The following is a 22190-nucleotide window of genomic DNA, read 5'->3' as shown; positions in this document are numbered from 1 at the left end:
ATGAAAAACGCAAAATGCCTTAATGGCTAGTAATAAAAAAGGCTACCTTATTAAAGGTAGCCTTTTACTTATATTATCTGGTCCATAAAAACTAGCGCATGGTCACAAATTCTTCTGAGCCCGTTGGATGAATAGCGACCGTATTATCAAAGTCAGCTTTCGTCGCGCCCATTTTTATCGCTACCGCAAAGCCCTGAATCATCTCATCGACGCCGTAGCCAATGCCGTGTAAGCCAATGACCTTTTCTTCTTCACCTAAACACACCAGTTTCATCACGCACTTTTGACGGTGCTGCGTGACCGCACTATACATAGAGGTAAAGGTCGATTTATAGCATTTGATATTTTCTTTGCCATGCTGCTCAACGGCATCAATCTCAGACAAGCCGATGGTGCCGATAGCGGGGTGGGTAAAAATCACTGTCGGTATCAAGTCATAACTGAGATGCTCATTGGTTTTATCATTAAATAAGCGCTCTGAAAGCCTGCGACCGGCAGCGATAGCCACTGGCGTCAAATCAATGCTGTTTTCGATGATATCGCCGACCGCATAAATACCTTTGACATTGGTGTTTTGAAATTTATCAACTTTGATTTTGCCAAATTCAGTGGTCTCAACGCCGGTCACTTGCAAGTTGATATTGTCGGTTGAGGGCGCACGTCCAATCGCCCAAATCAAACAATCTACCGTATCAAGGCTACCATCTGCGGTACATAAGGTCAGGCTACCATCTTCATTTTTATGAATCTCAGTGAGTGTGGTATTAGTATGCAACTGAATACCGTCTTGCTCCATCTCTATCAGCAAGGTTTCAACGATAGTATGGTCAAATGAGCGTAGCGGCGAATGTTGACGCACATACTGGTGCACCTCAGCACCGAGGCTATTGAGCACGCCAGCGATTTCGACAGCGATATAGCCAGCGCCAACGATAGCAACCCGTTTTGGCATTTCATTTAACGCAAAAAATCCATCAGAATCGATGCCGTATTCTGCGCCTTTGATGTCGGGGAGAATCGGATGACCGCCTGTCGCGATTAAGATATGGTCGGCGGTAATCAGCTCGCCATTGACTTCGACGGTATTGGTATCGACAAATGTAGCAAAGCCTTTTATCACTTCAACACCATTTTTCGCCAGATTATTATCATAAGAGCGGTGAATGTTTTCGATATATTGTTGGCGGCTATGGACCAGTTTTTGAAAGTCAAAACCTTTGACCTCGACGTCAAAACCATAATCGGGTGCATATTTTTCGATGGCTTCGGCCACTTGCGCGCCGTACCACATGACCTTTTTGGGTACGCAGCCCAAGTTGACGCAGGTGCCGCCTAATTGGTTGGCTTCGATAATGGCGCATTTTTTGCCATAGCTCGCTGCTCGATTGATCGAGGCAATGCCACCGCTACCGCCGCCAATGGAAATATAGTCATAATGTTTTGTCATGGTTAAGTCTCTTTATTCAGTACGTATTAATGCGTATTGGTGCAATTTTGCAGTCTATTATTTTTTAATTCTGTTATTTTGAACTCTATTGTAATGGGTATCATTATTAATCTTACAAGGTTTTTATTATAAGGATATGCCAGCTAGTATCAGAATATAAAAGTATTTAGGCATAAATAGCTTGATATCTAAGCCCATCTAAACTATAGCACGCCGCCTATAAAATAACAGTCCGGGAATGGATAAGCCTAGCACCAATCCCGAGGTTACAAACAAGGCCTCAAATAAATACACCATCATTTGGCTAAATAATTCGTCGGAAAAACCAAAATAACCAATTTGCACCATACTGACCATCGCCTTATAAGCAGCGATACCTGGCATCATACAGATGACGCTCGGTGAAATTAACGCTTTGGGCGGTAGCGTATATTTTTTAGAAAAGTAGACACCCAAAAAGCTGGCAAGCATCGCCCCAAAGAAGCTAGCCACCACCAGATGGATGTGCTGATAAACAAGCGCGGTTTTTAACCCAAATCCAAACGCGGTCATCAGCAAACACGGCAGAATATAGCGTTTGGGCACGCTAAACATCAGCGTCCAACCAAGGGTAATAATGCACGACAACACTACGGTTTTAATGAACCACATCTTAAAACCCCCAGTGCTGTATTCTAAGTAAAACCAGCGCCATGACGATACCAACGCAAGCGGACAAGGTCAACATATAGGTAAAAACGGCACGGCCAACGCCAATATTGACATAGCCTTTTAGGATATCTGAGAAAGAATTGATCAAAGGAAAGCTTGGTACCAGTAACAGCACGCTAGAGGCAACCGCAATATCGGCATTATTACCAATATCAAAATAATAGGTCGTTGCCCCAATTAAAGAGGCGATAAAAGCCGTCACGATAACGGTGATAAAGGGATTGAAATGGTGCTTGGCCAGATAAATGCGAGTGAACATAGCTACCATACCCGCGATAAAGGTCACGGCGGTAATCGACCAACTGCCACCGTTTAGATAAGCAAACGCAGCACAAGACGCCCCAACAAATATGCCCACCAACCATGTTGGATACACCGACTTATTATCTAACTCATCAAAGGCAAGGGTAGTGCGTTGAGTCAACTCATTATCATCGACAGTGGCTTCAGTTTTATTGATAATTTGCTGGATTTGTACCAGTAAATTGACATTAATGCTTTGATTGATCGTGTCTCTGGTGGTGGTGATACAGCGCTCATCACAGATAGTGGTCAAGGTAATGGCATTAAAATTCAGCGAACATTCTACGCTGTTCATCCCCAAGGCAAGCCCTAAGCGTTTGGATAAGTCCACCACCACGGCAGACTCAGCGCCATATTGCATAAGCAGTAATCCGCAGCGCACGCATAATCGAGTAATGTGCTGTTGCTGTACGTAGCTGATAGAGGTCATTGATTAGATACGCATATTGGCTATTGTGATATTTGTGAATGGTATAACTATAAACAGTGTGAGCGGTTATAGTCTATCGAGACAACAAGGTAACGATAGCATAACTTGCCGTGCTTATTTGCTACTATTATAAAGCGTAAACCACTGTCGCAAGGAGAATAAAATGCATATCGCTATCTTAACGCTGACTTTTGCGCTACCCGGCTGTAGCTCGTTAAAAGAAAAACGCCAACGGATGGGCGGCTTGCATGCACGTTTTGGCAATACGCCAAGCGTCGCGGTATGTGAAAGCGGTGAGCGGGATCAACATGACGCCAGCGAATGGACGTTCGTAATTGTCGGGCTGTCTAAACGTGAGGTTGAGTCGCAATGCAGTCAAATTGAGGAGAAGCTAGAACGTACAGTAGATGCAAGGGTGATGAATGTTGAGAGAGAGTTTATTTAGGTTGAATGGACTATAAGGATCTAATTTCGCAACTCTATAGAGTTTCAAGGATATCTGCTAAAATCGTGGCTAAACTGCATTTTGATGTAACTATTTAAAATTGAAGATTAATTGATATTTTGTTGTAAGCCATCCCCAGTATATAGGCTAAAATATATATAATTTAGACTGCTATTTGCTAAAAAAGTAGACAAATGGCTATTTTAAGCTAATAAAGAGAACGTTAATGACTGTTAGAGAAAGAATATTGATAATTGGTAATGGCTTTGATCTAGCTCATTTTTTACCAACGAAGTATGAACATTTTATTCATACTATGAAAATGGTAGAAGAAGCCCCATCAGATACCTCATTATCATTTGATTACCTATATAAAGATCTTTTAGATAATGAAGACTTTATTCTAACTAAATGTAAAGTGCTATATAAGACAGAAGATCTGGAAATAACAGCAGAGCAAGTAGATAGTTTGAAAGAAAAGTTGACAGGTAATCACTGGTTTCGGTTTTTTAAAAGTCAAATTGATAGCGGCATAGATACATGGATAGACTTTGAGAATGAGGTTAAAGATACTCTTAATTCAGTATGTAACTTATTAGATGAGATAGAAGGAGAACCTCAGTACTTCCGTGTAACAGAAGACAGAAAAGAAGCAAGTATAGAGTCAAAATTAATTAGAGAAAAAATGTTTAGAAAATATCCTGCTATTTCCAAAATATTATGGCAGTTTAATATTATAGAGGAGAAACAGTTTGTTAGAGAAAGGCTTACCTTAAACAGAGAATTCGTTAAGTATTATCATAATCAAGCTGTTTATTTAGATACGAATAAAATATTTTTAAATCTAACTAAGCATTGGAACGATTTTATTGAGATATTTTCTATATATATCGAGTACATCAACACTTTCAAACCTAGAAAGAAATTAGCTTTACCTAAAGTCTTATCCAAAGATGAGTGTACTATTTATAGTTTTAATTATTCTTCTACTGTAGAACGGCTCTATAATCATGCCAATACCCAGTTTTTACATGGAAAGACTGGGTATAAAAATACAATAGTCTTAGGTATATCTGCTTTAGAAAATAAAATTCTAGTAGAAGAAAAAGTCTATGGGTTTGTAAAGTATTATCAAAAACTGGTTAATAGTACAGATTATCAATTTCTAAGAGGTAATCCTGATATAACTGATTTAGAGAAAGAAAAAATTGAAGATGGTGTCAGAGGTGAAAACGAGATAATTGAAATATATCTTTGGGGACATTCTCTAGACTCTTCTGATAGTGATTATATCGAGGAAATATTTGGGTTCAACCAAGGTTCGAAACCTTCTATTAATGTAATTGTCTATTATTTCGGTTCTCCTCATGCACAGCTTGCTAATTTAATTTCTATAATGGGTAGAGATATAATAGAAAAGTGGATGAAGGAAGGTTGGTTGGAGTTCGTAGAAAGCCCTGATATTTATCGACTAAATACAGATAAAGACTATAAAGATAAACTGAGTAAAAAAAGTGAGAAAAAACCACAAAAATTCTTTGGCCAGGAAAATGATAAATCAATTTTTTCAGATATTTAGAATCTGTTTATAAGCTTAGTTTAAATATAAGATTTTTCTTTTAAAAGTGGAAGTTACTACAAAAAAAGGCCACTCCCTAAAGAGTAGCCTTTCATCAATAATTAACTGATTTTCTATTAACTCACTGCTTTCATACCTTGCTTAAGCATTGGCTTCAAGAACTCACCAGTATATGAGCCTTTCACTTCTGCCACTTCTTCAGGCGTACCTTCCGCGATGATCAGTCCACCACCTTTACCGCCTTCAGGGCCAAGGTCAATCACCCAATCCGCCGTTTTGATAACGTCAAGATTGTGCTCGATGACCACGATGGTATTGCCTTTATCGCGCAAGGTATGGAGGATATGCAGCAGCTTATCGATATCATGGAAGTGCAGACCAGTGGTTGGCTCATCCAAGATATATAGCGTCTGTCCGGTATCACGTTTGGCAAGCTCACGCGCCAGTTTGACGCGTTGCGCTTCACCGCCTGATAGCGTTGGCGCTGATTGACCCAAACGAATATAGCTAAGACCAACGTCCATCAGCGCTTGCAGGCGACGATGAATCGCTGGAATCGCTGAGAAGAATTCAGTCGCATCTTCAACTGTCATATCGAGCACATCGGCGATGTTTTTACCTTTATAGTGAATCTCTAGCGTCTCGCGGTTATAGCGTTTACCATGGCAGGTATCGCAGGGCACATACATATCAGGTAAGAAATGCATCTCAACTTTGATAAGGCCATCGCCTTGACACATCTCACAGCGACCGCCTTTGACGTTAAAGCTAAAGCGTCCGGCTTTATAACCACGCGCGCGCGCTTCTTGGGTTTGGGCAAACATCTCACGCACTGGCGTAAATACACCGGTATAGGTTGCAGGGTTTGAGCGCGGCGTACGGCCAATCGGGCTTTGATCGATATCAACCATTTTATCCAAATGCTCAAGACCGCTGATACTGTCATGCTTATCAGCGATAAGCGTTGAAGCATTGTTTAACTGGGTGGCAGCGATAGGCATTAAGGTGCGGTTAATCAAGGTCGATTTACCAGAACCAGAAACCCCTGTGATACAAGTCATAATGCCAATCGGCAAGCTCAAATCGACATTTTTTAAGTTGTTGCCTGTTGCGCCTTTTAGCTCAATCGACATCGGTACTTGTTTGGGCTTGGCTTTACCTTTTGCTTCAACTTCGATGGTTTTGGCTTTATGACGAATACTTGGAATCTCGATTCGTTTCTCACCAGACATATACTGCCCTGTGAGCGAGCCTTTGGTTGCCATAATGTCATCGACCGACCCTTGGGCAATGATATGACCGCCATGAACGCCCGCGCCGACACCGATATCAATCACGTGATCGGCTTGGCGAATGGCATCTTCATCGTGCTCGACGACCAGTACCGTATTGCCCAAATCGCGTAAACGCGTGAGGGTTTTAAGCAAGCGATCATTATCGCGTTGATGCAGGCCGATTGATGGCTCATCGAGGACATACATGACGCCCATCAGCCCCGCACCGATTTGGCTGGCAAGACGAATACGCTGCGCTTCACCGCCTGATAGCGTTTCAGCAGAGCGGGCAAGGGTAAGATAATCAAGCCCGACACTGACAAGGAAGTTAAGACGTTCATTAATTTCTTTAAAGATTTTTTCGGCAACTTCACCTTTATGACCGCCAATCTTGAGCGTTTTATAATAGTCAGCAGCATCACCGATAGACAGCTTAACGATTTGGGCAATGGTTTGATCGTCTACGCGCACATTGCGTGATATTTCATTGAGACGCGCGCCATCACAGACGTTACAGGTGGTGTCGGCTAAATATTTCGCCAACTCGTCACGTACTAGGTTGCTTTGGGTTTTGGCATAACGACGCTCTAAATACGGTAGCACGCCTTCAAACGGCACAGTTTTATTGGTTTTACGTCCGCGCTCATCAGTAAAATTAAAGGTCAGTTTCTCTTTACCCGAGCCATGCATGATGATATCTTGCTGCGCTTTTGGCAGGTCTTGCCATGGCGTATCCATGTCGATTTTAAAATGATGACAAACGGTCGATAGCAAACCAAAGTAATAGGCGTGCCGCTTATCCCAGCCATTAATCGCCCCTTGATTGAGCGATTTTTCATGATGAGTAATCAGCTTTTCTGCAGAGAAATACTGACGTTTACCGAGACCGTCACAACTTGGGCAAGCACCATAAGGGTTATTAAAACTAAACATCCGCGGCTCAAGCTCAGAAACTGCGCGATCACAAACAGGGCAAGAATGCTTGGCTGACATGACTTGATTTTCGTCACCGCCTTCTTTTGGATTGCCATCCATAAAGTGCAGCGTGACTAGACCTTGACCTAAGCGTAGGGCGGTCTCTAAACTTTCAGCAACACGGTTACCCAAGTCATCACGGACTTTAAAGCGGTCAACCACCACTTCAATCGTATGCTTTTTCTTTTTATCGAGCGTCGGTAGCTCATCGGTATCATAAACATCACCGTCGACGCGAACGCGGACAAAGCCTTGCCCAATTAACTGCTCAAGTAGCACTGTATGCTCGCCTTTACGCTCACGAATCACCGGCGCCAGTATCATAAGCTTGGTATCTTCTGGCAATGCCATGACTTGATCGACCATTTCAGTCACCGACTGTGCAACCATTGGCTCGCCATGCTCAGGGCAATAAGGCGTCCCGATACGCGCATAAAGCAGACGCAAGTAATCATAAATCTCGGTAATCGTCCCAACGGTCGAGCGCGGGTTATGGTTGGTCGATTTTTGCTCAATAGCAATCGCTGGCGACAAGCCTTCGATACTATCAACTTCTGGCTTTTCCATTTGTGAAAGGAACTGACGCGCATAAGCCGATAGGCTTTCAACGTAACGACGTTGCCCTTCGGCATAAAGCGTATCAAACGCCAGTGACGATTTGCCAGAGCCTGATAAGCCAGTGATTACCACGAATTTATCGCGTGGAATGTCTAAGTCGATATTTTTTAGATTGTGCGTACGTGCGCCGCGTATTGCAATATGGTCATGTGCCATCGTTGATAGGTTTCCTATTTGCTAATGGTATATAAAATCTAAACGTTAAATATAGTTAATGAATGGGCTGTTAAAAGCATATTTGGTTGTTAAGTTGCTATGGCTTTATAAAAATCTGCCGTTATCACGAAATTTTCTTAATAAAACAACAGTTATAAAATAGATTTTCATACGCTAATTTTTTCATAAAGCGTCAGTGATGTAGGTTTATATAAGCGTAACGTTCAAACCTAACTTAAGTCTTAACCTTGAAATCATTAAAACAATCTAAATGAAATGTTTGTTAACTAACATAAGTGCTTTGTTATAGATTGAATTAAGCTTTGTTTTTCAGTTTTTTCAGCATAGTTTTCGAGAAAATGTCGGTTTTGAATATTGTTAGTTGTAAGCACGGCTTTTTTAAGTATTACTTGTTTATATCATGCCACTTTAGATTTTATTATTTTAAATATCGTATTTCTTAAAAGCTTGGCTGCTTTAAAAGCCATTATACTTGCTATAAATCTGTATCATTAAAATCAGTCTAAAAGCTGCCGTACAGTCAAGGCAAGTATCTTGTCAACGTCTTACTTTATTGTCATGGCAGCGGCATTATTCAAGGTGTAATGCGCCATTAAATGCACTTGGTAACAAAATTATCGCCTCTATAAAAAGCGCAAGTAGAAGCCAACCGTGCGGCTGCAGCAGTAAGATAAAAGTTTCGGCAAGCAAACGGCGAATGACTTATACTAGTGGGCTTGATTTGTAGGCTAACGTCTTGATAAAGGCGTGATAATACCAGCAAGCCGCAGTGATAAACCAGCAATGATGAACCAGTGAGGCAAGTATGAATAGCGTAGAAAAACGGGCAATTCTCGGGGTCGGTGGTATCTTCGCTTTGCGGATGATTGGCCTGTTTATGATTGTGCCCGTGTTTTCGGTGTATGGTGATAATTATGCGCACGCAACGCCGTTTCTGATTGGTTTGGCGGTCGGTATTTATGGGCTCGGGCAAGCGATTTTTCAGATACCGATGAGCCTTGCCGCGGATAAGTTTCCGCGTAAGCCGATTATCTTTTTGGGTCTGATATTATTTGCTATTGGCGGTATCATCGCTGCCAATGCCACTGATATCTACGAAGTCATTATCGGGCGGGCGCTGGCAGGCAGTGGCGCGGTATCGGCGGTATTGATGGCACTACTTGCTGATGTGACGCGTGAAGAGATGCGCACCAAAGCGATGGCGACCATGGGTTTGACCATTGCCACTTCTATTATGCTGGCCTTTGCTTTTGGGCCTTTATTGGTCGGCTCCCTAGGTATCTCAGGGCTGTTCTGGCTCACCGCTGGTTTCGCTGTTTTAGCGATGTTGCTATTATTGTTCGTACCGACGCCGCTACGGGTGCTTAAGCACAATCTCGATAACAAGTCGATTGGTCAGCAATTGGCAGATGTGCTAAAGATTGGCGATTTAAACCGTTTGCATATCGGTATTTTTGCTCTGCATTTAACCATGACGGCTATCTTTGTTATCTTACCGCATCAGCTCAGTGAAGTACTTGGTTTATCGGTACGTCAGCAGGGTTTGGTTTATTTACCGTTATTATTTATTGGTTTTGCCGTAGCGATACCCTTTATTATTATTGCCGAAAAAAAACGCAAAATGCGCCAAGTATTCTTGGCAGCGATTGCCTTAATGACCGCGGCTCTGGCATTATTAGCACTTGGTAGTCAGGTCGGGGTTGGTGTTATTCTAGGCTTGTTGCTGTACTTTATGGGCTTTAATTTACTCGAAGCGACCATTCCCTCATGGATATCGAAGCGTGCGCCCGTTGCAAATAAAGCAACGGCGATGGGGCTAAACTCATCGAGTCAGTTCTTTGGTGCTTTTGTTGGCGGGGCGATGGGCGGCTTATTATTAACCCAGCCAAATCTGTTGGCATGGGGTATATTGGCCGTTATTATGGGCGCGGCATTGCTGCTGATTATTCCGATTGCTGATCCACCGTATTTATCAAGCACCACGGTGACCATTCCCAAAGATATCAATATCCAAGATTGGTCACGGCAAATGCTGGCGGTAGATGGCGTTGATGAGTTGGTCGTGATGGCAAAAGAGCAGGTCGCTTATTTAAAATTGGATAAAACGCAATTAACAGATTCTGCACGACAAGAGCTGTCGCATTTAGCGCAAAGCCCCCTAGATATTTAACAGAAAAATGGTTAAAGTGAAGTCATATTACTGCTAGTATTCATACTCTATATTAAATACTCGATTAAAGCTGGCAAACAAATTATTTATAAGTAAAAGGACGATATTATGCGCGGAGTTAATAAAGTTATCATCATTGGTAACCTTGGAGCAGACCCTGAGGCTCGCCAGTTCAGTAATGGCGGTAGCGTGACCAACATTTCGGTTGCCACCTCAGAGCAGTGGACTGACAAGCAAAGCGGTGAAAAAAGAGAAGCGACAGAATGGCATCGCATTTCATTGTTCAACCGTCTAGGCGAAATCGCAGCGCAATATTTGCGTAAAGGCAGTAAGGTTTATATCGAAGGTAGCTTGCGTACGCGTAAATACCAAGATCCTAACGGCCAAGACCGTTATATTACCGAGATTCGTGCTGAGCAAATGCAAATGCTCGATGGTGCGACTGGCGGTAGTAATGATGGCGGCGGCTTTAGTGGCGCTCAAGGCTCGAATCAATATCAGAACCAAGGCGGCTATGGCAATCAGGGCGGCGGTTTTGCTGGTCAGAACCAAAACCAAGGTGGCCAAAATAACTATGGTCAACAGGGAAATAACCAACAAGGCGGTTATAACCAAGGCGGCGCTCAGGGTAGCAACCAAAACAGCTTTAATAATCAAAATGCACCTGCACAGCAGAACCAATTTAATAAACCTGCTCAATCGCCTGCACAGTCAAAACCGACGGCAATGCCTGACGGTCCGGTAGATGATGATATTCCTTTTTAAGATACGTAATCTAATAATGTTGAATGAATCAGAGAAAAGAGCCTACCTTTAGAGGCTCTTTTTTTTATATGATAAATTCTATTTAATATAAAAGTTTATTTTCTTGGAAATAATTATTTGCTTGCTGGCATTTATTATTAAATATCAATCAATACTTGTAGCGGTTTATATTTTTGTTTATATTACTGCTACTTACGATTTTTATTACGCATAAGTTTTTAGTAAAAATCCAACTCGGTTATAACCTTAATATAAAAGTAGAGTTTACGATGAACAAAAATAACGTCATAGATTTAAATAGTTTAAACGTTGATGAGCTACGCGCGATTACTGAAAATGCGCAGCAATTGATTGAAGAAAAACAGCATCAGCGTTTATATGACGCCTATATGCAGTTTGAAAAAATCGCTGAAGAAAGCGATGCCAGCATCGAAGAAATTCTACAAGCGGGCGAGAAGCTTGAGAAAAAACGCAGTATTAAATATCGCAATACTGATAATAATGAAGAAACTTGGACTGGGCGCGGACGCAAACCAACTTGGTTGGTAGATGCACTAGCGTCAGGTCGCAAGCTTGAAGATTTTGCCATTTAGCCATTTAAAAACTCTTGGTTAAAGGCTTATTCTATTCTGCTTTCATGTATTATTAATTATGATGGTTTTATAAAATAAGTTGCTAGATAAAAGCCAGTCTCTTTATCGCCACTATTTTGGTGCAAAGATACTGGCTTTTTTTTCTGTCATCTGTACGCCATTGTTTGCTATGATAATGACGTTTTTGTCTTCTATAAGAGTTAGCTAACCGTGCCTCACGTTTCCACGTCGTCTCACAAGCGTCCCCGCAAGCTCTGGTGGCTACTTGGCTTTATATTATTTGCGCTATTTGCCGTGTTGCAAATGCCTGCCGCGTGGCTGCTTGAAAAATATGCCCCTGATACGCCGTATGTACAACATGTGTCTGGCAACTTATGGCAGGGCTCAGCGATTTGGCAGCTACCTGTGTCAGCAACACCGCTTACCGGTGCTGCTGAGTGGTCGTGGCAGCCATGGCATCTACTATTAGGCAAATTAGGCGCAGAGGTCGATATCAGCTCAGAGCAGACCCGCTTAAATGGTCAGGTGAAAGTAGGCACCAGCTCATGGCAAATTCAAAACATGAGCGGTAAGATTGCCCCTGAAACTTTATCAAATGTGGTCGATTGGCAGCTGCCTAATACCCCCATTCAGGTCAATAACGTTTCATTAAAACGTCAATCTGCTAAAAATTCTGAAGCAGGCAATTCAGATAGAAACGCCGCCGGTTTTAGTGAGGCCAGTGGTCAGTTAACGTGGGTTGGTGGCGAAGTCGGTTATCCTAGCGGTGGTAAGGTTTTTTATCTCACCATGCCTGCGCTGCGAGCTGAGCTCAGTGCCGAGCAAAAAAATAATAAAAATCTGCTGCATGTCAATCTTATCAACAATCAAGATAAGCGCTTGGGCGATTTGTATATCGATGGCGATAATATGCTAGATGTGAGCTTAACCCAGCGTTTACTAGAAAATATGCCAGAATATAAAGGGCAAGCTCCGCAAGACACGCCTGTGGTCAGTGTGCGCCAGCCATTGCTTAGTGGCTTAGGGGCGCGCTAGATGATGAATGTTGCCGATGTATCTAGCCGTTTAAAACCTGTTATTAATACCCTCAATCGCTTTGCAGCAGCACTATTGCTATTAGCGATTATTTGGCTATGCTGGAGTGCTGCGCGTTTACTCTGGTTGCTGCTAGCTGCGCCATTAGCGCCTACCTTACCGCTTGCTCCTTTACAGAGTACAGCGAACACCAGTACAGATCATAGTGGTTTATTTGCCATTTTTGCGGACCCTGATCCTACCGCTGCGCCCGTACAACCGCCGCCCAATGTTTTGTTAAAAGGTGTACTTATCGCCATACCAGAGAGTCTGTCTTCGGCGATGCTGGACGTCAATGGCGAAGTAAAAAATTACCGTATCGGTGACACTTTAAAAGACAGTGACTATACGCTGGTCGCCGTCGATTGGAATGAAGTCATTATCGCCGATGCTTACGATAAAGAAGTCGTCATCAGAATGCCAGAAGCCATGCCGCTTGATCAAAGTGCCATGCTGGCGGGTGCGGTGGGCAATCAGCGTTTGCCCGATAATAGTATGTTGCCAAACCTGTCTAATGCGCCAATGTCCGAGCAAGGCAATCCTGAAACTGAGCAAAATGGCCAAGAAAATGGTCAGGCAACCGATCAAAGCGCGCCGCAGTCGCCAATTGATGAAGCCGTTACCGAATTACAGTCAAACCCAGCCAGTTATTTAAGTCGGATGGGAGTGATGGCATCTGGAGAAAGCTATCAGGTCACCGCCGCCATGCCAGCCAAACTGCGTAACCGTTTAGGGCTAGAGCCGGGCGATAAGGTACTAACTGTTAATGGTCAAAGCGTTGGCAGCAATCCCGGCCAAGATGCCAGTATACTGCAGCAAGTCAAACAATCTGGCGAAGCGCAAATAGAAGTACAGCGCGGCGATCAAGTTATCACCATTCGCCAGCAGTTTTAGTTAAAAAGTTCATCGGTTAATACATTTGGTTCATATTATATTTAGCAAAAGTTTTATTCAGTAAGCACGAAAATCAGTATATCCGCGTCATCACTGTAGGTAATTATCAATATGGTCAGTTCTCAAAATTTTTCGGTCACGCCTTTGTACCATATCTTGCAGCGTTTGATGCGTTTGTGTCGGCCGCTATGTTTAGCCGTTCCGCTATGGGCAGCGAGTACAGGGCTTGTTAGTGCAGAAAGCTGGAAAGTTAATCTGCAAGATGCCGATATCAAAGCATTTATTAATGAAGTGGCGACCATTACCAATCAAAACTTTGTCCTTGATCCGCGTATCAACGGTAACGTCACCGTCATCTCTAATAAAGCGCTATCGCGTGACGAGATTTTTCAGCTGTTTTTAAGTGTCATGCAGGTCAATGGTATTGCCGCTATCGATTCGGGTACGACCATTAAGCTGGTACCAGATAACGTCGCCAAACAATCTGGCGTGGCGGTGGACTTACGCGGGGACAGTGTCGGTGAAGCCTTAGCGACACGGGTGATTTATTTGACCAATACCCAAGCGGCAGAAGTGCTTGGTGTCATTCGGCCCTTGATGCCGCAGTCCGCCCATGCAGCAGCGGTACCGGGCGTTAATGCGCTAGTATTGTCTGACCGTGCTGATAGTCTTAATCAGCTCACGTCACTTATCCGCGATTTAGACAGCAACGTCAATGACAGTTTGCAAGTCATACCGCTGCGTCATGTCGACGCTGAGCGTATGATGGAGTTGATTAGCGCCTTGGTGGCAAGCGCAGGTAGCGGGCAAGCACAAGGTGGCAGTAATCAGCTAAAAGTCATCGCTGACACCTCTAGTGATAGGCTGCTCGTCAAAGGCAGTCCGGAGATGATTGCCAAAGTTCAAGAAATGGTCAATCAATTAGACACTACGCCTTCGAGACGTTTAAGTGGTCTGCGCGTCTTTCGCTTAAAATATGCTAGTGCCGGTCACATTGCAGAGATGCTGCGCGGCTTGCTTGCCAGTCAGTCTATTAATAGCGCTGGTGCGGCTTCAACTTTAGAGTCAGCTTCGCTAAACGGCGCCAGTAGTACAGGCTCGGCCCTTAACAATAATACTAATGCGCTTACCAACAGTGCTACGAATACTAATACTGGCGCTACGGGAGCAGCGTTATCTACTGCAAGTACAGGTGGCACAGGTAATGGTATCGGCGGGCGACCTTTTAGCATTATCGCGGATGAAACGCAAAATGCTGTTATCGTCAATGCCGCGCCCGAGCTGATGTTTGAGATTGAGGATGCCGTCGCTCAGCTCGATAGCCGCCGTGCCCAGGTTTTGATTCAAGCGGCGATTGTTGAGGTTTCAGGCGATGACGCTACCCAACTTGGCGTACAATGGGCGCTGGGTAATGCCAATAGTGGCTATGGCGTGGTCAACTTTAATAACGTCGGCGCGAGTGCCGTCTCGCTTGCCGCCGCCGCGTTATCAGGTGGCGCAAATATTAGTGCAGCAGCAGGTTCTATTGCTGGGGCGTTAATTGGCATCGGTGATAGTAAAAAAGACAGCCAAGGTAATACTCAGTTTTATGGTGCAATCTTACAAGCGCTTGATTCGTCGACCAGCGCCAATCTGCTGTCGATGCCATCAATTCTAACCTTGGATAATGAAAAGGCCAGTATTTTGGTCGGTCAAAACGTGCCTTTTGTCACCGGCTCTTATACCACAGGCAGTGACTCATCAACCAATCCATTCCAGACCATTGATCGTCAAGATATTGGTATTAATCTAAATGTTATACCTCATATCGGCGACAATGGCACCGTACGTCTAGAGGTTTCGCAAGAGGTTTCGTCGGTAGTACCTGGCAGTGCCGCCAATGCCAGTGGCCTGATTACCAATAAAAGCTTGATTAATACCACCATCCTAGCCGACGATCAGCAAACCATTGCCTTGGGTGGTTTAATGCGCGATAACACCACTACCCGCCAACAAAAAGTTCCCGGTTTGGGCAGTGTACCCGTCATCGGACGGCTGTTCCGTTCTGATAATGACAGCACGCAAAAGAGTAACTTAATTATATTTTTGCAGCCGACCATCTTACGTGACGGCGGCGCTGTCGCTAGTGTGACTGAGCGCAAATACAATCAGATGCGCGTCCTACAGTTGGTTATCGACAAAAACGGCACTATTAAACAGCTGCCACTTAGCGGTACAGAAGGCTGGAATGGCAATGTCAGCGCAGACTATGAATTGATGCCACTCAATCCACTGGTACCTAAGCGTGACCAAACGCCAAAAACCACTTCACAAGGGTTTACCAAAGTAGATACGCCAAGTAGTAGTGGCATCACCACGTATCCTTTAAAACGCTAAATTCTAATATAGAGCGCTTGCGAATGGATAACGCAGGCGCTAACTTCTTGATTAGAATACAGCCCATCTCATCAGTAAATGTACGGCATGATAGCGCTGCCGTACATTAGCTTGCGTATTCATAACACAGATAAACACAGTACGTTTTAGAGGAGCGTATAATTAGAGTGAATCTAATAACATATTGCTTTTATAAGCAATTTTTTAAGATAATTATTTAAATAACTGTCCTTTAAGTAGACTGGGTTAAGTTAGTGATTTTTAAGTTAATAGTAAAAATAGCTAGAATCTTAAAAGTAGCTAGAACCTATAGGCGCCACTAATGAGCAATCTTGATAATGAAAAGAAAAAGAAATGGTTAGCCTTAAGTGCGGTTACCATGGCTTTATTACTGATTCCGCGGCGTAGTAGTAAAAAGGCCGATAGCCAATTATCAAATCATAATAACGATGATAAAGTGCCTGACGAAAAAGCAGCTAATAAAGTCTCTAATTTAAAATAAACGTCTATATTTAAGAAAAATAATGAAAACCATTAAATTTGGAGGCTATTGATGACTGCGATTTACGCCTCATTTAACGCTAATGAGAAATTGCCTACAATTTTTCCTCTCATTGATACCCATACCCATTTTGACGCTCCCGTGTTTGATGTCGACAGAGAGGAGCAAATACAAAAAGCGTATCAGCGAGGCGTGCGCCATTTGGTATTGGTAGGGTATTTACAACGGCATTTTGACCGTTTATACGCAACTAAAGAATTTATTAATAAACAGGTGCACGCTATTGCAGGACAGACATTTGAGCAAAAAGAAATCTCTCTGCATGCGCATATTGCCCTAGGCTTGCATCCTTTTTATATCGATAGTCATACGGATGAGCATTTAGAAAACATGGCGCAGATGTTAAATGACAAACGTCCTTTGGCCATCGGTGAAATCGGCTTTGATACCTTTACGGATGAGATGAAACAGCCTGATATGGTCGCCAAGCAAGCGCGTTTTTTTAAAGCCCAATTGGATATGGCGGTGAGCCAGCAGTTACCTGTGATGCTACATATCCGTAAAGCGCATGCTGAAGCATTGGCGTTGTTAAAGGCGCATGACTATGATGCTCATGAGCTTGGCGGCGTTGCCCATAGTTTTAGTGGCGGTGAACAAGAAGCAAAAGCCTTTGTAAAACTGGGCTTTAAACTTGGGGTGACCGGTCAGGTGACCAATCCAAATGCCAAAAAGCTGCGCCGTGCGATTCAAGCAGCGGTCGATACTTATGGTATTGAATGTTTGGTCATCGAGACAGATTGCCCAGATATGACGCCGATAATGTGCCAAGACTCAATCGGTAGTCAGTCAGCGCTTGGGCAAAGCCCAGATGATGAATGGGGCGATGCGCCCGCTCATAATAGAAATGTCCCAGCCAACTTACCTTATGTATTAGGCAGTTTAAGTGAATTACTTGCGGTGCCAACTGAGACGCTTGCTGAGCAATTGTGGCACAACAGTTGCAGTGCTTTACGTACCGATTGGTGTTATCCAGCTTAAAAGTAGTCCAAAATACTTATTAATAATAAACAACCTTTTAATCGAGCTTTAATTTGTTATGACCGAAGAGACACAATTGCAGCAAACTATAAATCAAACAGATACTTTAGTTAATAAAGAGGTCACTGCGCGCAGCGAGCAACAACTTGCTGCTAATAGCGTCGATGTGATTGATGAATCGTCAGCGCAGTATGAACGCCGTTTTAAAGGCACGCAAACCCTTTACGGTGCCTCTGCTGTCGATACTTTTGCCGCAGCGCATGTTTACGTTATTGGCGTTGGCGGAGTGGGTTCTTGGGCGGCAGAGGCGCTGGCGCGCACCGCCGTTGGTACGATTACGTTGATTGACTTGGATATATTGGTGGCGTCAAATGTCAATCGTCAGCTGCCCGCATTAGACAGTACTTTTGGGCAAAGTAAAATCGCGGCAATGGCCACACGTATCCGTGAGATTAATCCGAAAGTTAAAATAAATCTGATAGATGATTTTTTAACACCTGAAAATGTCGCAGCATTATTGCCCACGCGCGAGCAAGCAAAAATGGCTATACAAAAAAATCCGATTGTTATTTTAGACTGTGTCGATGATATGAATGCCAAGCTTGCTATTGCCCTGCATTGCCGTTTTAACAAACTAAAATTGGTGTGTGCAGGCGGAGCAGGTGGTAAGATAGACCCAAGCCAGATTCGTATAAGCGACTTACGTGACAGTTATCAAGATCCGCTGTTGGCAAAGCTACGTAATAAACTGCGCCACGAAAAAGGCATCAATAGTGCGCTAAAAGAAAAATTTGGCATCAAATGTGTCTATTCGACAGAGCCGCCACGTGTTGATAAAAGCTGTCGAACAGGCGGTTTACACTGCGGTGGCTATGGTTCGGCGGTCGTCGTCACCTCAGTGGTCGCGATGCTGATGGTTAGCGAAGCATTACAATTACTGCTCAAACAGGCGGCGGTTAAGCCAAGCGTCTGACCTGAATTAACGGAGTCCATTTTGTCTACATCTAACTCGTCAGAAATCGGTTATCGTTATCCTGTCGCTGCGGAAGACGCTGAGCGTATTAGTAAGCTCAGAAAATATCAGGTACTCAACAATAATGAGGAACCAGCTTTTGCGCGTTTAACCGAGCTTGCGAAATTGTTTTTTAATATGCCAGTCGTAGCCATTACCTTTATGGATGAGGAAACCCAGTATTTAAAATCGCTGCTTGGGCTCGATGGCATTTGTACAACGTCGCGCAAAGTGGCTATTTGTAATTATACTGTCCTGTCGGATGAGGTTTTGGTACTGCCAGATTTGACAGAGGACAGTCGCTTTAGTCAAAACCCGTTGGTGACAGAAGCGCCATATTTGCGTTTTTATGCTGGCGCGCCGATTATTATGCAAGAAGATGGCAAGACCTATCGTTTGGGTTCTTTATGTTTGATGGATAGGCAAGCGCACCACGATTTTACCGAAAAGGATGCAGATATATTGGCGCAGTTTGCTGCGATGGCTGCCGATGCTTTGAAACTTCAAGACCAGCAGCGCCATGCCAAGCATGCTAATGAGATGAAGTCAGAGTTTCTGGCTAACATGAGCCACGAAATACGTACGCCGATGAATGGCATCATTGGTATGGTTGAGATGCTCGCTGAAACCAAACTCAGCGCTGAACAACAAGAGTACGTCGATAATATTAAAGTTTCAAACGAGCACTTACTGGCTATTATTAACGGTATTTTAGATTTGTCAAAGGTTGAGTCGGGCAAAATGACCATCGATTCAATACCGATGAACATCTCGAGCCTTTGTAATGAAGTGGTGAGTTTATTTGCGGTCAAAGCTCGTCAACGCAGTTTGACCTTAGATTATCATTATACCGAAGCATTATCGCCTTATATCAAAGGTGATCCGGTACGCATCAAACAAATTATGGTAAATTTGGTCAATAACGCGATCAAATTCACCCGTGAAGGTGGACGGGTGTCCATTGACGTTAAACACATGGAAAACAACCCTTGTGAGGATAAATACGGTAATCATAAGTCTATATGCAGTCATGAGCTACAAGTAGAGCAAGCTTCTCATTATAATACTGATGATAGTGGTTCGGTTAATCATCAAGACATGACGCTTTGTATTGAGGTTACAGATACCGGTGTCGGTATCAAGCCAGAATCGCTAGAGGCGATATTTGATGCTTATGATCAAGCCAATAAATCGACTCATCGCCTTTATGGTGGAACAGGTCTAGGTCTGTCAGTTTGTAAATCTTTGGTAGAGCTGATGGGCGGCTATATCGAAGTAGATAGTGCCGTCGGTATTGGTACGACTTTCACCGTATTATTGCCGCTAGCTCCTATCGATGAAGCGCATTACGAGAACTGGCAAGACTCAAACGACTTTGGTATGACAGAACCAAGTCATGAGCTTATTGGTCATATATTGCTGGTTGAAGATGATAGCGTCAATGCCATGATTGCTAAAAAAGCACTGAACAATAGCGGTCATACGGTCACTCACGTCACGGATGGACAACAAGCCATAGAGGTTTTTGCGTTAAATCCTGAGCAGTATGATGTCATTTTGATGGATCATCACATGCCGATTATGGATGGTGTACAAGCGACGATTAAACTGCATGAGCTTTATGACCCGCAAGCATTGCCGCCTATCATCGCCTTGACCGCCAATGCGATGGATGGTGAGCGTAAAAAATATCTTGATGTCGGTATGCAGGATTATTGCACCAAACCCTTTAAACAAGAGCAGCTTAATGCTTTGGTGCAATACTGGCTGATGTATAAGCAATCGATGGAAGAATAATTTCCTCATCTAAAAAGCATTTGACATTAAAAAAGCTTAACCCCTAATAGCGGTTAAGCTTTTTTTAAACGAGATAAAGACGCTTAGTTAACGCGCGTTTGGTAATCGCCGGTACGGGTGTCAACACGAACCACTTCACCTTGCTGGACAAATAACGGCACACGTACCACAGCACCTGTCTCTAGGGTTGCAGGTTTGCCGCCACCACCTGACGTATCTCCGCGCACACCTGGATCGGTTTCAGTAATTTGCAGTTCAACAAAGTTAGGCGGCGTGACCGATAATGGCACACCATTGAATAGGGTGATGGTGCAAAGCGCGTTACTGTTTTCTTTTAGCCATTTTAGTGCATCACCAATCGCGGTTTTGTCGGCTTGTAATTGCTCAAAACTCTCAGGGTGCATAAAGTGCCAAAATTCACCATCGTTATAAAGATAGTTCATTTCTGTATCGATGACATCCGCCGCTTCCAAGCTATCGCCTGATTTAAACGTCTGCTCGAGCACGCGACCACTGCGTAAGTTGCGCATTTTGACACGGTTAAAGGCTTGCCCCTTACCCGGTTTGACAAACTCATTTTCAAGAATGGCATACGGATTGCCATCGAGCATGACTTTGAGACCAGCTTTAAATTCGTTAGTAGAAAAACTTGCCACGGAAGACTCCTAAGGGTTGTAAGTATTGTCATCAATAATTGGATGTGGGGTTTGCGCCTTGCTGTGCTAAAGCTGCCTATGATGCACAAGGTTGTAGAATAATTCGTACGCTTTGATAGCGGACGTACTAAGAGCGTATAATAGCGGCTTTTGGGCACAGGTATAAGGTTGTCATGATAAACCATTTAATCACACAAAAAAACTGGCAAACGCAATTATCGGAAGCGATAACCTCTATTGATGAGTTGCTTGAGCTGTTAAAGCTTGAATCATTGCGCTCAGAGGTTTATATACCTGAACATTTTGTGCTGCGTGTACCGCGCGGTTTTGTAGCAAAAATGACGGTCGGTGACGTTGATGACCCTCTGCTTAAACAAGTATTGCCCAATAAAAAAGAACAAATCGCTGTGACCGGTTATGTGGCAGACCCTTTAAGCGAAAATACGCACAATCCAGTAAAGGGTTTATTGCATAAATACCAATCAAGAGTCTTATTAACCATTACCGGTGCTTGTGCCGTCCATTGTCGTTACTGCTTTCGCCAGCATTTTGACTATAGCGCCAATATGCCAACCGCCGATGCCAAAGAGCATATTATCAATTATATTAGCGCCCATCCTGAGATTAACGAGGTGATTTTAAGCGGCGGTGACCCGTTAAATGTCACCAACAGACGCTTATTTTCTTGGCTCGATACCTTAGAAGCGATTCCGCAACTGACCACCATCAGGCTGCATACTCGTTTGCCATTGGTCATTCCAGCGCGTTTAGATGAGGCGCTATTGGATAGACTGTCGCAAAGTCGCTGCCAAATAGTGATGGTGATTCATTGTAATCATGCCAATGAGATTGATGCGCTGACCGCTGAGTATTTGCAGCGTACGCGCGCGGCGGGCGTCACTTTATTAAACCAAGCGGTACTGTTAAAGGGTATCAATGATAGCGTGACGGTGCAAACCGCATTGAGTCAGCGCTTGTTTGCCGCTGGCGTTCTGCCTTATTATCTGCATGTCTTGGACAAAGTAGACGGTGCTGCCCATTTTGATAGTGACGAGCGCGCAGCTATTCAGCTGTACTGGGCGTTACTCGCCGCTTTGCCTGGTTATTTAGTGCCAAAGTTGGTGCGCGAACTGCCTAATAAACCCTTTAAAGTACCGATTGATATTTACAATGAATCTTAAAATAGGCAATATAATACATCTAAATTTTAGTAAACAAATAACGGTTAAGTGATTATTACAGTTGTTTTTAGTGATAAGTTTAAAAATTTTCATACATAGGCACTGTTAAAGCAATTTGAGTCAAACTCATAGAGCGGTCACTGAGCAGTCAATTTGAAGTCTATGCCTAAATA

At 43.5% G+C, this 22190-nt stretch carries 18 protein-coding genes; 13 read left to right on the top strand and 5 right to left on the bottom strand.

Annotated features, from left to right (window positions below; genetic code table 11):
* Positions 1–91 precede the first annotated feature (91 nt).
* The 3 genes from gorA to A7325_RS01170 form a co-directional block, all read right to left on the bottom strand.
* Positions 92–1447: a glutathione-disulfide reductase gene (gorA, locus tag A7325_RS01180; protein ID WP_068403913.1), complete on the bottom strand. Its 1356-nt coding sequence runs from the start codon at positions 1445–1447 to the stop codon at positions 92–94.
* A gap of 198 nt (positions 1448–1645) precedes the next feature.
* Complete coding sequence (locus A7325_RS01175; protein ID WP_011280954.1) at positions 1646–2098, bottom strand: threonine/serine exporter family protein; 453 nt, start codon at positions 2096–2098, stop codon at positions 1646–1648.
* A 1-nt stretch (position 2099) separates the two neighbouring features.
* Positions 2100–2891, bottom strand: a complete 792-nt coding sequence (locus A7325_RS01170; protein ID WP_068403911.1) for a threonine/serine ThrE exporter family protein — start codon at positions 2889–2891, stop codon at positions 2100–2102.
* 163 nt (positions 2892–3054) lie between these two features.
* Here A7325_RS01170 and A7325_RS01165 point away from each other — a divergent pair, with 163 nt between their 5' ends.
* Both A7325_RS01165 and A7325_RS01160 read left to right on the top strand, forming a co-directional pair.
* Entirely contained in the window at positions 3055–3336 is a 282-nt protein-coding gene (locus tag A7325_RS01165; RefSeq protein WP_068403909.1) for a DUF503 domain-containing protein, read from the top strand.
* Between the two features lie 226 nt (positions 3337–3562).
* Entirely contained in the window at positions 3563–4915 is a 1353-nt protein-coding gene (locus A7325_RS01160; protein ID WP_068403907.1) for an AbiH family protein, read from the top strand.
* A gap of 116 nt (positions 4916–5031) precedes the next feature.
* Here A7325_RS01160 and uvrA read toward each other — a convergent pair whose 3' ends face one another.
* Positions 5032–7938, bottom strand: a complete 2907-nt coding sequence (uvrA, locus tag A7325_RS01155) for an excinuclease ABC subunit UvrA (protein ID WP_068403906.1) — start codon at positions 7936–7938, stop codon at positions 5032–5034.
* An 826-nt stretch (positions 7939–8764) separates the two neighbouring features.
* On the opposite strand from uvrA, the gene A7325_RS01150 reads away from it, so the two are divergent.
* From A7325_RS01150 to A7325_RS01105, 10 genes are all read left to right on the top strand, one after another.
* Positions 8765–10129, top strand: a complete 1365-nt coding sequence (locus A7325_RS01150; protein WP_068403904.1) for an MFS transporter — start codon at positions 8765–8767, stop codon at positions 10127–10129.
* Between the two features lie 108 nt (positions 10130–10237).
* A complete protein-coding gene (gene ssb, locus A7325_RS01145) occupies positions 10238–10894 on the top strand; it encodes a single-stranded DNA-binding protein (protein WP_068403903.1) in 657 nt (218 codons plus the stop codon).
* Between the two features lie 269 nt (positions 10895–11163).
* Entirely contained in the window at positions 11164–11487 is a 324-nt protein-coding gene (locus A7325_RS01140) for an H-NS family nucleoid-associated regulatory protein (protein WP_068403902.1), read from the top strand.
* 210 nt (positions 11488–11697) lie between these two features.
* On the top strand, positions 11698–12522 hold the full coding sequence (gspN, locus tag A7325_RS01135; protein ID WP_068403900.1) for a type II secretion system protein N: 825 nt from the start codon (positions 11698–11700) through the stop codon (positions 12520–12522).
* Positions 12523–13455, top strand: a complete 933-nt coding sequence (locus A7325_RS01130; RefSeq protein ID WP_068403897.1) for a type II secretion system protein N — start codon at positions 12523–12525, stop codon at positions 13453–13455.
* Between the two features lie 111 nt (positions 13456–13566).
* On the top strand, positions 13567–15831 hold the full coding sequence (gspD, locus tag A7325_RS01125) for a type II secretion system secretin GspD (RefSeq protein ID WP_068403895.1): 2265 nt from the start codon (positions 13567–13569) through the stop codon (positions 15829–15831).
* Between the two features lie 322 nt (positions 15832–16153).
* Positions 16154–16333, top strand: a complete 180-nt coding sequence (locus A7325_RS01120; RefSeq protein ID WP_068403893.1) for a hypothetical protein — start codon at positions 16154–16156, stop codon at positions 16331–16333.
* 51 nt (positions 16334–16384) lie between these two features.
* A complete protein-coding gene (locus tag A7325_RS01115; RefSeq protein ID WP_068403891.1) occupies positions 16385–17371 on the top strand; it encodes a TatD family hydrolase in 987 nt (328 codons plus the stop codon).
* Positions 17372–17537: 166 nt separating this feature from the next.
* Complete coding sequence (locus tag A7325_RS01110) at positions 17538–18344, top strand: ThiF family adenylyltransferase (protein WP_413771788.1); 807 nt, start codon at positions 17538–17540, stop codon at positions 18342–18344.
* Between the two features lie 21 nt (positions 18345–18365).
* A complete protein-coding gene (locus A7325_RS01105; RefSeq protein ID WP_227514912.1) occupies positions 18366–20180 on the top strand; it encodes a GAF domain-containing hybrid sensor histidine kinase/response regulator in 1815 nt (604 codons plus the stop codon).
* An 83-nt stretch (positions 20181–20263) separates the two neighbouring features.
* On the opposite strand, the gene efp is transcribed toward A7325_RS01105, so the two are convergent.
* Positions 20264–20836, bottom strand: coding sequence for an elongation factor P (gene efp, locus A7325_RS01100; protein ID WP_068403887.1), 573 nt, complete (start codon positions 20834–20836; stop codon positions 20264–20266).
* A gap of 173 nt (positions 20837–21009) precedes the next feature.
* Here efp and epmB point away from each other — a divergent pair, with 173 nt between their 5' ends.
* On the top strand, positions 21010–22017 hold the full coding sequence (gene epmB / locus A7325_RS01095; protein WP_068403886.1) for an EF-P beta-lysylation protein EpmB: 1008 nt from the start codon (positions 21010–21012) through the stop codon (positions 22015–22017).
* The last annotated feature ends 173 nt before the right edge of the window (positions 22018–22190 follow it).

Origin of the sequence: Psychrobacter sp. SHUES1 (assembly GCF_001652315.1) — a bacterium.
Lineage (GTDB): Bacteria > Pseudomonadota > Gammaproteobacteria > Pseudomonadales > Moraxellaceae > Psychrobacter > Psychrobacter faecalis.
Note: the sequence above shows the minus strand (reverse complement) of the source record. Positions and strands in the feature narration are given on the sequence as shown.

What these genes read in the sequence shown, in the direction of transcription:
- gorA (WP_068403913.1), bottom strand. Translation starts at nt 1,447, where the DNA reads ATGACAAAACATTATGACTATATTTCCATTGGCGGCGGTAGCGGTGGC.
- A7325_RS01175 (WP_011280954.1), bottom strand. Translation starts at nt 2,098, where the DNA reads ATGTGGTTCATTAAAACCGTAGTGTTGTCGTGCATTATTACCCTTGGT.
- A7325_RS01170 (WP_068403911.1), bottom strand. Translation starts at nt 2,891, where the DNA reads ATGACCTCTATCAGCTACGTACAGCAACAGCACATTACTCGATTATGC.
- A7325_RS01165 (WP_068403909.1), top strand. Translation starts at nt 3,055, where the DNA reads ATGCATATCGCTATCTTAACGCTGACTTTTGCGCTACCCGGCTGTAGC.
- A7325_RS01160 (WP_068403907.1), top strand. Translation starts at nt 3,563, where the DNA reads ATGACTGTTAGAGAAAGAATATTGATAATTGGTAATGGCTTTGATCTA.
- uvrA (WP_068403906.1), bottom strand. Translation starts at nt 7,938, where the DNA reads ATGGCACATGACCATATTGCAATACGCGGCGCACGTACGCACAATCTA.
- A7325_RS01150 (WP_068403904.1), top strand. Translation starts at nt 8,765, where the DNA reads ATGAATAGCGTAGAAAAACGGGCAATTCTCGGGGTCGGTGGTATCTTC.
- ssb (WP_068403903.1), top strand. Translation starts at nt 10,238, where the DNA reads ATGCGCGGAGTTAATAAAGTTATCATCATTGGTAACCTTGGAGCAGAC.
- A7325_RS01140 (WP_068403902.1), top strand. Translation starts at nt 11,164, where the DNA reads ATGAACAAAAATAACGTCATAGATTTAAATAGTTTAAACGTTGATGAG.
- A7325_RS01130 (WP_068403897.1), top strand. Translation starts at nt 12,523, where the DNA reads ATGATGAATGTTGCCGATGTATCTAGCCGTTTAAAACCTGTTATTAAT.
- gspD (WP_068403895.1), top strand. Translation starts at nt 13,567, where the DNA reads ATGGTCAGTTCTCAAAATTTTTCGGTCACGCCTTTGTACCATATCTTG.
- A7325_RS01120 (WP_068403893.1), top strand. Translation starts at nt 16,154, where the DNA reads ATGAGCAATCTTGATAATGAAAAGAAAAAGAAATGGTTAGCCTTAAGT.
- A7325_RS01115 (WP_068403891.1), top strand. Translation starts at nt 16,385, where the DNA reads ATGACTGCGATTTACGCCTCATTTAACGCTAATGAGAAATTGCCTACA.
- epmB (WP_068403886.1), top strand. Translation starts at nt 21,010, where the DNA reads ATGATAAACCATTTAATCACACAAAAAAACTGGCAAACGCAATTATCG.